Source organism: Pseudomonas sp. GL-RE-29, assembly GCF_019947275.1.
Classification (GTDB): domain Bacteria; phylum Pseudomonadota; class Gammaproteobacteria; order Pseudomonadales; family Pseudomonadaceae; genus Aquipseudomonas; species Aquipseudomonas fluorescens_A.
Map to the genome: position 1 here is coordinate 1 of NZ_JAGYGD010000048.1, position 13,850 is coordinate 13,850.

General features: G+C 54.3%; 13 protein-coding genes. 12 read left to right on the plus strand and 1 reads right to left on the minus strand.

Going from position 1 to position 13,850, the window contains the following annotated elements; translation table 11 throughout:
• The 6 genes from KGB21_RS27110 to KGB21_RS27135 all read left to right on the plus strand — a co-directional run.
• The coding region (locus KGB21_RS27110; protein ID WP_223507263.1) for a PhnE/PtxC family ABC transporter permease at nucleotides 1-794 on the plus strand (794 nt) is incomplete at its 5' end.
• Entirely contained in the window at nucleotides 791-1,558 is a 768-nt protein-coding gene (phnE, locus tag KGB21_RS27115) for a phosphonate ABC transporter, permease protein PhnE (RefSeq protein ID WP_034150223.1), read from the plus strand. The genes KGB21_RS27110 and phnE, both read left to right, overlap by 4 nt.
• 270 nt (nucleotides 1,559-1,828) lie before the next feature.
• Nucleotides 1,829-4,642, plus strand: coding sequence for an amino acid adenylation domain-containing protein (locus KGB21_RS27120; protein WP_223507264.1), 2,814 nt, complete (start codon nucleotides 1,829-1,831; stop codon nucleotides 4,640-4,642).
• 69 nt (nucleotides 4,643-4,711) lie between these two features.
• Nucleotides 4,712-5,824, plus strand: coding sequence for an acyltransferase family protein (locus KGB21_RS27125; RefSeq protein ID WP_034150225.1), 1,113 nt, complete (start codon nucleotides 4,712-4,714; stop codon nucleotides 5,822-5,824).
• Nucleotides 5,825-5,943: 119 nt separating this feature from the next.
• On the plus strand, nucleotides 5,944-6,438 hold the full coding sequence (locus KGB21_RS27130; protein WP_034150226.1) for a PaaI family thioesterase: 495 nt from the start codon (nucleotides 5,944-5,946) through the stop codon (nucleotides 6,436-6,438).
• Between the two features lie 113 nt (nucleotides 6,439-6,551).
• Nucleotides 6,552-7,730, plus strand: a complete 1,179-nt coding sequence (locus KGB21_RS27135; RefSeq protein WP_223507265.1) for a GGDEF domain-containing protein — start codon at nucleotides 6,552-6,554, stop codon at nucleotides 7,728-7,730.
• 16 nt (nucleotides 7,731-7,746) lie between these two features.
• Here the strand turns inward: KGB21_RS27135 and KGB21_RS27140 are convergent, their stop codons facing one another.
• Nucleotides 7,747-8,874 (minus strand): sensor domain-containing diguanylate cyclase, encoded by a 1,128-nt coding sequence (locus KGB21_RS27140; protein WP_034150227.1) that lies wholly within the window; start codon nucleotides 8,872-8,874, stop codon nucleotides 7,747-7,749.
• Nucleotides 8,875-9,042: 168 nt separating this feature from the next.
• Here KGB21_RS27140 and KGB21_RS27145 point away from each other — a divergent pair, with 168 nt between their 5' ends.
• From KGB21_RS27145 to KGB21_RS27170, 6 genes are all read left to right on the plus strand, one after another.
• Nucleotides 9,043-9,717 (plus strand): DUF3313 domain-containing protein, encoded by a 675-nt coding sequence (locus KGB21_RS27145; protein ID WP_223507266.1) that lies wholly within the window; start codon nucleotides 9,043-9,045, stop codon nucleotides 9,715-9,717.
• Nucleotides 9,718-9,927: 210 nt separating this feature from the next.
• The gene (locus KGB21_RS27150) at nucleotides 9,928-10,755 is read left to right on the plus strand and encodes a transcriptional regulator (RefSeq protein ID WP_223507267.1); all 828 of its coding nucleotides are present in this window, start codon (nucleotides 9,928-9,930) and stop codon (nucleotides 10,753-10,755) included.
• Complete coding sequence (locus KGB21_RS27155) at nucleotides 10,752-11,234, plus strand: hypothetical protein (protein WP_034150230.1); 483 nt, start codon at nucleotides 10,752-10,754, stop codon at nucleotides 11,232-11,234. Before KGB21_RS27150 ends, KGB21_RS27155 begins: the two co-directional genes overlap by 4 nt.
• Before the next feature lie 234 nt (nucleotides 11,235-11,468).
• The gene (locus tag KGB21_RS27160; protein ID WP_223507268.1) at nucleotides 11,469-11,939 is read left to right on the plus strand and encodes a histidine kinase; all 471 of its coding nucleotides are present in this window, start codon (nucleotides 11,469-11,471) and stop codon (nucleotides 11,937-11,939) included.
• Between the two features lie 124 nt (nucleotides 11,940-12,063).
• Nucleotides 12,064-12,564, plus strand: a complete 501-nt coding sequence (locus tag KGB21_RS27165) for an outer membrane beta-barrel protein (protein WP_223507269.1) — start codon at nucleotides 12,064-12,066, stop codon at nucleotides 12,562-12,564.
• Between the two features lie 60 nt (nucleotides 12,565-12,624).
• Nucleotides 12,625-13,578: a helix-turn-helix domain-containing protein gene (locus tag KGB21_RS27170; protein WP_223507270.1), complete on the plus strand. Its 954-nt coding sequence runs from the start codon at nucleotides 12,625-12,627 to the stop codon at nucleotides 13,576-13,578.
• Nucleotides 13,579-13,850: the final 272 nt, after the last annotated feature.

Sequence of the window (13,850 nt, forward strand, 5' to 3'; positions counted from 1 at the left end):
GCCCCCGCCTGCTGCTCACCCTGCTGGCCTTGGCGCTGTTGTGGCCGGGCATCCATTACAGCGAGCTGGACCTGAGCGTGCTGGTGGCGAGCGACAGCCAGAGCGAAATCGGCCGATTCGTATCGGCGTTCTGGCCACCGGCCCATGACGAAGAGTTTCTTCAGCTGTTGTGGCAAGCCACCTTGCAGACCCTGGCCATCGCTACGGCCGGCATGGCGTTGGCGTTGCTGTTGGCCGTTCCCGCGAGCCTGCTGGCCAGTCGTGCCCTGTCGCTGTCGGCGGCTTCCCGTGCCGGTCACCCGAGTGCTTGGGGGCAACTGTTGCGCTGGCCGGTGCGCGGGTTGTTGATCTTCCTGCGCAGCGTGCCGGAAATCGTCTGGGCCCTGCTGTTCGTGCGCGCCGTCGGCCTTGGTCCGACCGCCGGGGTCCTGGCCATTGCCATCACCTACAGCGGCATGCTCGGCAAGGTCTACGCGGAAATTTTCGAATCGGTCGACCAGCGCCCGGCACACGCGCTGCTGCAATCCGGCAGCGGTCGGCTTGCGGCCTTTTGCTATGGGATCTTGCCCAATGTCGCCGCCGAACTGATGTCGTACACGGTGTACCGCTGGGAGTGCGCGATTCGTGCCTCGGTGGTGATGGGTTTCGTCGGTGCCGGCGGGCTGGGCCAGCAAATGGATTTGTCGCTGCGCATGTTCGCCGGGGGCGAAGTCGCCAGTCTGTTGCTGACATTTCTGGGGCTGGTGCTGCTCGCTGATCAACTCAGCCGCCTGCTGCGTTGGAGGTTGGCATGAATCGCCTGATCAACCTGGCACTGCTGCTGAGCATCGTTGCGGCGGTGGTCGTTTCGTTCATCTACCTGAGCATCGACCTCGGCGAACTCGGCGGTAGCGGCAACCTGAAGCAGATGGGCGCGTATGCGCAGCGTTTTCTCAACCCGGACCTGAGCGCGAGTCACCTGCAAGCCATCGCTCACGGCGCCCTGGAAACCATCGCCATGTCGGCCCTGGGCACGTTGCTCGCGGCGGTGTTCGGCCTGCTGTTGGCATTGCCCGCCGCCGGACGATTCGGCTGGCCGCTGCAGAGCGCGTCGCGCCTTGTGCTCAATGCCCTGCGCGCGGTGCCGGAACTGGTGTGGGCCGCGCTGATGGTGCTGGCCGCCGGGCTCGGCCCCAATGCCGGCACCCTGGCCCTGGCCCTGCACACCACCGGCGTGCTTGGCCGCTTGTTCGCCGAAGCGCTGGAAAACACCCCGCCGGAACCCGCCGAAGCGATCCGCCTGCAAGGTGGCAACGCCGTGTGGGCCTTCTGCTACGGCACCTTGCCCAATCTGCTGCCGCAGCTGCTGGCCTACATTCTGTACCGCTGGGAAAACAACATTCGCATGGCCAGCGTGCTGGGCTTCGTCGGCGCCGGCGGCTTGGGCCAGATGCTCTATGTCAGCCTCAGCCTGTTCCAGGAAGCTCAAGCCAGCACGGTCATCCTGGCCATGTTGTTGCTGGTGTTTGCCGTCGACTCGCTGAGTAGCTGGAGCCGTCAACGCTGGGTCAAGGCGTAAATCGACAACGCTTCAGGCATGGCTGGCCGAGCGAAAAATAATTGCCTCACTGTCCAACCCACGCTGGCGTCAACGCCTGCCGTGCACTAACGTTCATGCTATCGGCCAGAATAATTCAGCGAGCGTTTCGATCCTCCAGATTTTTCGCCAGAAAGTTGCGCGGATCGCTGCATTTTTTTGCCTCGTCCACCCATGAGCTCCGCGCACAATCACTCAGACTTTCGAGTCACGATGTTAACCTTGTAGCGCTCATGCGGAGTACGGAAACAGATGCAGGATGGCCGCCCCAACCCAACACTTGATCTGGAATATTGTGCCGAACGTCCGATATTCACGGCCTTCTTACAACAGGCAAAACAAGCGCCTGATGCCATTGCGGTCATCTCCCATGACACAACCTGCAGCTATCGACAGCTTGAAGAGATAAGCCGCGGCATTGCTTCGTGGTTGATTGCAAATGGCGCCACCGAATCCGACCGGATCGTCATTGTTTCCAGTCGTTGTGCCGGGCTGGTCTACTCAATGCTCGGCGCCTCGCGTGCCGGGTTGACCTTTACCGTCGCCGACATGGCCTATCCGCCTGCGCGCATCGGGCAAATCATTCATTTGCTTGAGCCTGCTTTTGTTTTGCTGTGCGGCGAGGCTACATTCGAACTGCAAGGGACAGGGAATACCAGTCCGCAGATCGTCCGGGTTCCGGAAACAGCAGGCGAAGCACTGCGTCAGTTCAATTCTGATCAACATAATTTGCCGGAGATCGACCCTGGCAAAGCGGCCTATATCACGTTCACGTCGGGAAGTACTGGCGAACCCAAAGGCATTGTTACAACCCACGCGCCTTTGGTGCATTTCATTGAGTGGCATACCAAGCGTCATTCGCTATCAAAAGATGATTGCTTTTCCTTGCTCTCCGGACTTGGTCATGATCCGGTTTATCGAGACGTTTTCACGCCTCTGTCCATTGGCGCGAAAGTGATTATTCCTGCGCAATCAACCGTCATAGATCCATCTGCACTGGCGACATGGATATACAAATATCAAATATCCATCATTCACCTGACGCCTCCACTTGGAAAACTCATTGAAACCGGGACAAAACTTAACGACCTGAAGCTCAACGAGCTGCGTTATCTTTTTTGGGGCGGCGATGCGTTAAGCAATACGCTTTACGAACAAATACGCGCTATCGCGCCGAGCGCCATCAGCGTGAACTTCTACGGCACAACAGAAACGCCCCAAGCCATGGCGTACCACCCAGTCGACCCTGAAGCCGACAACGCCAAGATCCCACTGGGAAAAGGTATCGAAGGCGCGCAACTGTTGATCGTGGATGACTCGAATCAGTTGGTACGCGAAGGACAAACCGGTGAAATCCTGATTCGTAGTCCTTATCTATCGCAGGGTTACTGGGCTGATCCGGTGCTAACCCGGGAAAAATTCGTTGCGAACCCCTTTACCCATGTCGAAAACGATATTTGTTACAGAACCGGAGACCTGGGCACTTATCTTTCAGATGGCAGTGTCAGCTTTCTGGGTCGGGGCGACAGCCAGGTCAAGATTCGCGGCCATCGAATCGAACTCAGTGAAATCGAAGGGGCGATTTCACGACACTCCCGGATCAAACAGTGCGTGGTCGTCGCAGCCAAAGACCATGCGATGACAAGGCTGGTTGCTTATTGCGTTTCGATAACCCCTGTCTCAGCCGCTGAGTTGCGTGAACATGTCGGCGATGAACTCCCGGAGTACATGGTGCCGGCGTTGTTCGTATTTCTGGATGCCATTCCACTGACACCGAATGGAAAAATTGATAAACGGGCATTGCCACCGATTGCAGGCAACACGGATACAGCGTCCCTAAATTCGAATCAGAAGCTGTCCCCCCTCGCGCTCAAGCTCACAGCCGCGTGGTCTGAAATACTCGAAGTCACACACATTGATGCCAATTTGTCGTTCGTCGAACTGGGTGGAGATTCGCTCTCGTTCGTTCAGGCTTCAATGGTCCTGGAAGAGCTGATCGGGCACTTGCCAGAACAATGGGAAACCAGGCCCATACGTGAACTCTGCGAACTGACCAACATCGCCAAACCTTCAAAATTCTCGGTTCGGGAGATGGAGCTCCCTGTCCTGTTGCGCGTCATATCGATCATGTTCATTGTTATCGGGCATTTTAATCTTTTTCCGATATGGCCAATTTCAGGCGAGACCACTGTTTTATTTTTGGTATCCGGCATCAGCCTGGCAAGATTTCAACTAAACGCCATAAACGAACGCGGCAACGCGCGCATGCTTCTCAAGTCCATCATCAGCATTGCCGCGCCCACTATTCTTTACACAATCTTGCTGCAGGTCGTGTTCGACAAAATTCACTGGCAAACACTGCTGCTGATTTCAAACTGGTTCCCCTCGAGCATCACCGGTGACTTTGCGTATTGGTACATTGAAGTTCTGCTGCAGATGATCGTCATCATTGGCTTCGCGCTTTCATTCCAGCGAGTTAGAAGCATCATCATGTCGAACCCGTTTCGTCACCTTGTCATTGCGGCCTGCTTATTGGCAGTGTCGGACCTCATGATTAACAAGTATCTGTTTGATGCGACCGGGCTGTTTAACAGAGTGCCACAGCACTATCTTGCGATCATGGTACTCGGCATGGCGATTCACTACGCCCATTCGACCAAGCGGAAAATGATCGCCAGTGCAGTGACTGTGATGATTATTGCCTTCCAGGATTTCCAGGCACTCTCCGGCCTTGCAACACAAGGTCTAGAGACGGGTATTTATGTTGATATAGCCTTGCCCGCCGTTCTCGCGTTGATCTGGATTCGCTCCATTCCCGTACCAGGCCTCATCGCCCGGGGTCTCGCATTGATCGCGTCCTCGACGCTGTACATTTATCTGACGCATTTCCAGTTCCAGTCCGTGGCCCGCCACCTCTATGATCAGCCAGCGCTCGCGGTAGTCATAGCCATCGCCGGTGGCATTGCAGTGGGTTATGCCTGGAACAAAGGCGTTCGTATCCTGGTATTGCTCTGGAATAAAGGAGCAAAAAAGACTCGCCCGGATACGATTGAGCGAGTGGCATGACCTTAGCGTTATAGGGTGATCCGGGCCGGAAATTTCCGGCCGGTTGATCGGCATGAATGGAGAGACACGATGAGTAGTATCACCCTTGACGATAAGCATCGCCTCGCCCTGGTTGACGCATTGCGCTGCTTTGCGGCGCTTTGGGTGGTCCTGTTTCACTTCTCCGAGGGCAATCACCTTCCAACGCTTCTGGCAGCCATTCCGACCTGGTTGAAATATATCGTTTTCGACGCGGGTCACCTGGGTGTGCCGGTCTTTTTCGTTTTAAGCGGAATCGTCATGGCAGCCACGACATTTCGCGTGCCGATGAACAGTGCGAATGCTGCGAACTTTGTCGCGCGCCGTCTAGTACGCCTTGCCCCGCCCTACTATGCCGCCGTGGCGCTAGGCGTGTTGGTGATTGCGGCGAAACATCTGTCCGGGCAAAACGGGATTCAACTTCCAGGTTTTACGGATATTCTCGGGCATCTGGCGTTTCTTCAAGGCTTCCTGGGTATCGAAAACATCATCACCGTGTTCTGGACCCTGTGTATCGAAGTCCAGTTTTACATTGCCTTTGCCGTACTACTTTGGTTAGCCCATCAAGCCAATGGGGGCGAAGTTTTCCAGGCGCGCAATATTGCTATTTGGGTCAGCGCACTATTGGCACTGCTTTGGCCAACCGGCCTGATTCAATCGATAGGCTGGCAAGGCGGGTTCATTGGATTCTGGTTCAGCTTCATGGCCGGGGTTTTATGTGGCCAGACCCTTAAAGGCACAAGACAGAGCCGATACATTGCCGTTGGATACTGCGCAGTGCTTCTGCTTATCGGTGTTGCGAGCGAAAATTCATTCGCCATTGCTGCCGGGCTGACGGGTCTATCGTTTTGTTTGCTGGTGAATCACTCTGCCACCTTGGGTTTCATGTCCAGCTATCCAGTGATAAAGCTCGGCTTGATTTCCTACAGCCTGTATTTATTTCATTCGCCCGTGATTGGCACTTTCATGCGACTGTTCCGGCGCTTCCTGCCGTCTGGCCTGGTGACCGACACACTGGCGTTGATCCTTGGATTAGCCGCCTGCATCACATTTGCCGCCATCGCCTACATGATCTTCGAACGTCCCGCCATCGCATGGAGCAGGCGCATCAAATTCAAACGCACCGACGCCGTTGTTGTTCAATCGGACGTCAATCCAGGCTGAATCCAGTGGTGGCACGTGGATCCCCAAGTTGTACGAATCCGCCATCGACGGCTGTCTTTCAAGACAGACCGTAATAAGATTTGCCAGATTCGGTTTACTTTTTTGAGGTTGCTCAAGGTATGTCCAGTCTCGATCCATCCCTGCAAGACACCGCCGCACCTGATGGCGTTTGTTACGGCTGTGGCAGCAGCAATCCCCACGGGTTGCACATCAAGAGTTACTGGCATGAAGACGGCGTGCATGTCATGGCCGAACACGTGCCAGAGGCCAAGTATTGCGGTTGGCCTGATCTGGTTTATGGCGGGTTGATCGCGATGCTGGTCGATTGCCATTCAAACTGGACGGCGATGGCCTATCACTACCGCAATGAGCAGCGCGAAGTCAGTAGCCTGCCCCGCATCAACTGCGTGACCGGCAACCTCGGTATCAAATTCATCAAACCGACGCCCATGGGTATTCCTCTGACCCTGCGCGCGAAGGTCGAAGGTGAAGTGGGACGCAAATGCCGGGTGATCTGTGAGGTATTTGCCGGGGACGTGCTCACCGCTGTCGGAGACTCCGTTTTTGTTCGCGTCGATACCGGGCAACTGGCGGACGCCGCTCATGGCCGATAGTTGTTTTAGTCCCGATGGCTGCTCATCTTAAAGTGAGCAGCGAGCCCCTGCGAAAAGCGGCGTAACCGCTTACAATTGCGCCTTTTACCGCAAATCAGGCAGGCAACAAGGCTATGGCGCTCGACCCTCCGACGATGTTGACAATCTCGATCGCCCTCGCAGCGGCCGCTGCGCTGTACCTGGCGATCGAGTGGCGCAGCATTCGTGAAACCTCGCTGCTGTTCTGGAGCGCAGGCTTTGCAACGATCACCGTGGGTTCGACACTCGCCCTGCTGCGCATGAGCGGCCTTTTGTTGATCGGCATCTGGTTCGCCAACGGTCTCTTGGTGTTGGCCCACTGGTTTTTTCTGCTGGGCGTCGCGAGGTTCACGCAGGTACGCCTGTCTCGCGGCTGGTACCTGATTTTCGTCGCATGGGCAGGACTGTTGTTACTGCCGGACGAGCCTTCCTGGTCGAAGATCATGCTGGTGGCGAACTCGCTGCTGGTTGCCCTGGTAACGCTCAGAGCCAGCTTCCTCCTGCGTCCCCACGGCAGGTCGTTGAGTGTGGGCGCGGTGCAGTTGCGCTATGTCTTGCTGGTCCACGGACTGTTCTATTTCATCAAGGCGCTGACGGCAATCGTCCCGGGCACCCTGATCGATCTTGCAGCCTTGCGCGGCGAAATCATTCAGATTTCCCTGGTCGAGGGCGCGATGGCGATCATGTTGATCGCGCTGTCGATGACCGGCACCGAGCGCTATCGGCGAGAAAAGCGGATAGCCCGACTGGCCGCCCGTGATCCGTTGACCACCCTGTACAACCGCCGTGCCCTCGAAGTGCGGGCACCACGCTTGCTGGCTGAAGTTTCGAGCACTCGACCGGGCGCCCTGCTGCTGATCGATATCGACAACTTCAAACTGGTCAACGACCTGTACGGCCACATCGCCGGCGACCGACTTCTGGTCACGCTGAGCGAGATGATTCGTTCTCTACTGCCCGAAGGCGCGCTGGCGGCCCGATTGGGCGGTGACGAATTCGTCATTCTGCTGAGCAACGCATCAAGGGCGGGAATCGTGGCGCTCGGCAGCACGCTACGCGAGCGGTTTCACAACGAGGCATCACAGACATTCGCCACGCCCGAAGCGGTGACTCTGAGCATCGGGGCCAACCTGTTCGACCATCCGCCAGCCAGTCTGGCGGCATTGATCGAGCAAGGTGACGCGGCGCTTTATGAATCCAAGCGTGGCGGACGCGACAGCATCCGCCTGGTAGACCGGACGCTGGCGCGCAGTGAGGGTCTACGCACAGATTGACTCCCGCAAAGGCGCCTTACTCAGCCACCGCGACTTGATTGCGGCCACGCGCCTTGGCTCGATACAGCGCCTTGTCGGCGTTGCTCATCAAACTGTGCAGATCCTTGTCGCTGGTTTCCATCGATGCCACCCCGACGCTGGCCGTGATGCAGTGAACCGGCCCGGTCATCAGCCCGGCAATCGACTGGATGAGTTCCTCGGCGAGGTTCTGCGCCGCCTCAAGGGAAGTTTCCGGGAGCAAAACAGCGAACTCCTCACCCCCTAGCCGGCCGTGAATGTCCGATTCACGAAAGAACTTGCAGATCACTACGCCCATTTGCCGCAGCACCTGGTCGCCGACCTGATGGCCATAGGTATCGTTGATGTGTTTGAAGTGGTCCATATCCAACATCACCGCGCACAGCGGCAGCTGGTAGTTCTGGCAATGGTTGTACAAGCGCTGGGCCTGTTCGAAGAACGCCCGGCGATTCTTCAAACCGGTGAGTTCATCGGTTTGCGCGGCCCGGGTGGAAATACTGTGGGCCATTTCCATTTCACGGGTTAAGCGAAAGGCCGTTTCCAGAGCATCAGAAAGTTTGCGTGTCGCGCTGAATACAAATGACGCAAACACCAAAACCGCACCGCCGATACCGACTTGCAGGACCGTCGGCTGGAACAACAGCCAAATGGCGCTGGGAAACAACACCAGAACAATCGACACAACCGTCATGTAGCGATAGGCCGAATAACAGGACACCGCGCTGACCGACATGCCGACGGTAAAGAGCATGACCAGCGCCTGGGCCAAAATATCGTTTGCCGGCATGATCGCTAACGCGCCACCGCCCCAGATACTGGCGGATAACACTAAGGTGACCCAATACAAACGTTCCCAGCGCAGAGGTGTGCGATCAGTTTCCGGACTGCGGAAATAGACAACAAACATCAAAATGCGCAACGACGTTGAACCCAGCAGCAGCGCAACCCACCAGGCAACGACGGTGTGATCTATGCGTTCCCAACACAGCCAGCACAACATGGCCAACGCCAGGAAAGCACCGAAAACTGCGGGCACTGATTGGCGAAACAACTGATGCAATCGGTCAGTGCGTACCTGCTGCGCGATAAAGCTTTCCTGCTCACGCCGAAATCCAAGGCCATCCATTTGAGCCGCCTGATCATGATGCTATGCCGAACTAGCATTGTGGCACATTGCTCAGGCCGGGCCGCAAAACTCCTTGAACACTCGGGCTTGCAGTTATCGGATAGCGCCGATTAGTCCCACCGCCCATCATCAGTGCGACACAACTAAGACCCCTTGGATAACTGCCTGATGCGCTTCCTTTACTTGATTCCAGTCATACTTCTTATGGGCTTGACGGGCTGCACGACGATGCCCGCCGCAGAGACACGACACACCGGATACCTGGATGATTACAGCCGACTCTCAAAAGATCCCAAGTGGCCTGACAGCGAATACTGGGTCAAACCAACACTGGATCTGAAAAAAGATTATCGAAAGCGTATCTACCTGGAGCCGCCCAAGTTTTACTTTGTGGGCAAGGATGTCGGGCTGATCACCGATCGTCCCTCCGATACCAGCACCATGCTCAAGTACCTTCACCAGGCGATCCTCCTGGAGTTGTTAACCAGCGGCTACGATGTCATCGCCCGCCCCGAACCGAACTCCCTTCTGCTGCGCACGGCCATTACTGGCAGCGAACGCACGCCACGGGATTTGTCCGTTCCGGAATACTTGCCAGTCGGATTTGTCGTGGGCGGTGCGATGTACCTGACCGGCACTCGAGATGAAAGCTTGCGTATCTATTTCGAAAGTGAGCTGAGAGATGGCCAGACCGGTGAGCTGTTAGGTCAATCCGTCAGCGCCACCACTGGAAACGAGATTTCACCATCGGATAAAACCAAAGTCGAAGACACCTTTCCGGCCCTGGATACCTGGGCAAAACAACTGCGTGAACGCGCAGACAGTGCCTTTGCCTCCAACTAATCTGCGCCAACGACTTCAAGACAAAGGACTGTCTTGAGTTGCGGGCCAGCCGTGACAAAACACCACACTCTACTTGTCAGTTTCAGTACTTTCCGTTAGCGTCACGCCGCCGCGCCCTCACAGTGACTGTCTAGCCCCGCCTGTTGAGTCACCTCGCCGTACCCAATTCGTCTCTATACTCTGCCGAGCCCGCCTGAATGGAGGATTTCCATGAGCTACGCCTTTAAGTTGAAAAACGGTGCCACCGCTGTTTTCGACCCAGAGAGCGCCAAGCTATCCATTACTACGCCCCATGGAGATGTTCAGCATTCCACGCTGGCTCGGGCTGAGGCACGTCTGCTTGATCTGTTGCTGATAGAACCCGGCGTGACTAAAACCCGCGAAGAAATCATCGATTACACCTGGAATGACCGCGTCGTCGCTTCCGGCAGTTTGAATCAAGCCGTGTTTTCGCTGAGGAACATCCTCAACGACAGTCGAGACCATGAGATCGTGATGACGCTCCCTCGCCGAGGGTACTGTTTTAATCGTCATTATCTAATCGATGAACAAACTGAAGCGCCATTACCCTCGAATCAAATCGAACAGCCCGTCGTTCCCGCCGCTGAACCGCGGATTCACGCCGGCGATGCTGATCTGTCCTCGGCATTGGAGAAAAGCAAAAAGACCGGAATGGCTACAAAAGGTTTGCTGGCGGGTTATGCAATAACCTTGTTGCTATGTGTTTTCACTTTTTCCCGATTCAGCTTCTCATTCGATACACCCACCATCGAAACTTCCAGCACCCAACAGAATGAGATCACGCTGCATGCATTAGGCAACAACGTGGCTGAAGCTCAGTCGCTGAGAGTTATTTCCGCTGAGCAAGCAAAGAAACTGCCGTCACACTTGAAAGGTCAGGTCTGGATTAACCACACCAAGACAAATTACTCTGTCTCTTGCATTCGTCCCGACCTTAGCACCGCAAATTTAGAGTCAAACAGTCATCAAAATGATCTCGCCATGATGATTCAGCGATGCCTGGAAGCAACCTTATGAAAATAGTTAAATCACCCATCATTCATTGGATAGCACTCGGCGCTGTCAGCCTTCTCTGCATTATTGCGCTGACCTATTCACCTTCTTCCTACAAAGAAAATACCAGTTACCACACGGTAAGCCGGCAATTACTCGAAGACCTTAGCGTCCTCAACACAGAGGAATACCTAACTATTGGCCATGGTCGGTTCACACAATCGACACTGGAGAGCATGGACGAAAAAATTCGCAATGCCACGCTTTCAGCGAATCTCATACAAGAAAGCAAAGATCGTATCCAGATAAAAATCAGTACTGTCAAACTTAGCCAGGACAACGAATTGTTTGCCATTGAAAAGACCCCCAATCTTTTCTTCAGGCGTCAATATGTTTTGCAGGAAGGTGCTGTTCTGAATTATCAATTCCTGCCCTCAGCCAATGAAAACACGCTTTGTTTTTACATTCATGAAGTCAGTCGCTTGCGCTGTATGAACCACTAGGCGCTTACGTCCAATAAAAAAATGACAATTAATGACTTGAGCCTACATTAATTCACTCCAGAATCTGAGCATCCCTGCTCTCTGGAGTCGATCGTGCTTAATCTTCGTCTTGGCAAGTTACCCCTCAAGCATAAGCTCGCGCTGGGCTTTCTCGCCTACTCGAGTGGCCTGTTGCTTGGCTGGCTTGCAAACCTTTGATCACTCCATATCCACCACAACTATCTTGGTGAACCTATGGAAAACTATCTCATTGCCAACCCGTGGCTTCGTGTATTGATCGTCGATCACGATCAATACACGCGAGTGAAAATCGACAAAACCCTTGCCAGCCTCGGCTATCACCGGGTCGCGCCGTTGAGCTCATTTTGCGAATTAATGACAATTATCGATGGCGCCATGTCGGTTTTCGACCTGCTCATCATCAATGAGGCGGTATTGAAGAGCGCCGACTCACTGTTCGAGCAAACCATTCGCGACTGTCCGAACATCAGGCACCTGCTGATTTATCAGGAAGGGGACCTGCAACAAACGAGCGCTATCGAGTTTTCGATGCAATCAACTGACTTTACCCTGCCCCGCATTCCGGACAGGGAATCCATCAGTCAGGTGATGAGCTTCATTGATATGAGCACGTTCGTTAAAGCGGGTGACGAACACAAATCGAGATTTCGCCATAGCTGCAAATCAGCCTCGTGGCTCATGTAAACCGCTTGCCTGAGCGCGAAAATACACATTTTTGACTTTGATTTACTTCTTGGCGGCAAGAGTATCCCCGACTGCAAAACCACTTCGACCATTTGGAAAAACCGTTAACAAGGAAAGCTTTGCAATGCTGCTCAAAAACCTCGCAATCATATCGTTCGCTTCATTGCTTTCATTCAAGGCCATCGCCGACGACAAGGGCCTTTATGTAGGCGCCGGTGTATCCAGCGTTGAAACCGATAAAAAGACGCTGAGCGATAACGAGATGGGCTACAAGGTTTATACGGGATACCGCATGAATGATTATTTCGCTTTCGAAGGCGCAATCATCGACTTGGGAGACTTCAAGGATAACAATCTGAAATTCGAAGGCAGATCCGCACAATTGGCAACCCATATCGGATTTCCTGTCGGACAACGCGTCCGCGTGTTTGGCAGTTTGGGCGCCCACGCATGGGACGCGGACGGAAATGTTGAAAAGGACGACACCGGCGTTGATCTGACCTACGGCGCCGGCGTCGAGATGGATGTTTTCCGTAATTTTGGCTTACGCGCTGAATATGAAGTTCTGGAAGTCGGAAAAATAGACATCAATCAAACAACGGCTTCTGCTTATTTGCGTTTTTAATCAATCTGCCAGAGAGCGGTCCACATGATCGCTCTCCCACTTCTCTAGCGAATAAGCTTTATGAGCGTTCAGCGTCCTGACGAATTTTTTCACATAAACTCAGCATACCCCGAAAGACCGAGCAACTTTTCAAGCGCATGGGATATTGATTTCCAGCCTTTAGAAAAAGAAGCGCGCATTCTCCAGTACAAGTTGATACAGGGCCCCAGACTTCAGCACAGCCGACTTGAGTTTGACTCGTCTGTCAATGTCGTCAGCGCCGTTCCAAAAGGGCTGATGACATTTGCCATTTCACAGTCGCCGGTTGGACGCCCTACCTGGAACAATCAAAAACTGCTTCCAAACGAAATCGTCGTTTTGAACAGCGACGAACCTGTGCACTTCATCTGCGAACCGAACGAAGTTCTTTTCACCATCACCACTACGCTAGAACACTATGAACAGTGCCGCGAAAAACACTCAACCATTGATGTGCTTGCGAGTCGAAAAAAACATCGTTTCCAGACCGATAAATTTCAGCTCATGCAGTCTGCCATTCAAGCGATAAGCGCCTCTTGCGCCCAAGGCAACGAATACTCCGGCATTCCACACAACGACTTCGCGAACTCAAATACAGAAAACAGTTTGCTTGGCTCTCTACTGCAAATCCTGACACCCGACAGCAATAGCGCCCGTGAAACTCCGAAACGCAGACAAATCGCCAGGAAAGCCATTGAGTACATTCACGAGAACATCTCCCAACCGTTCAACATGAACACCCTCGTTGACCAACTGGAAACCACACACCGCACCTTGCATCTGGGTTTCATAGAAACGTTCGGGACTTCACCGATTGCCTACCTCAAAAACCTGAGGCTCTCAAACGCTCGCCGCGACCTGATCAAGAAGACCTGGCCAACCGTGACTGAAACCGCCATGCATTGGAACTTCCACCATTTAGGGCGCTTCTCCAGGGATTATCAGGCTGCTTATGGTGAGTCACCGTCAGCGACAGTAAAGCGCAATTTCGGCTAGCCACCAGCGGGCTGCCGACGGTATCCGTTGGCATGCCCGATGTCGCCGGCGAGCTGCGCTAAGAGACTGCGCCTATCAGAAACAAATACTGCGGCTATTAGCTGACTACCCGATAGCGGTCTAGCCTTATCTAGCGTCGGCGTAGTCTGGCCGGCACAGACCTGATGTGAAGATAAGAATGAGTCAGAAAACTGACCAGGCATAAGGTGGGTCGTCGTATTGGCAACGTGGTTGCCACTGTCAGCAAAGCCCACGTGGCCACAACGATCAAC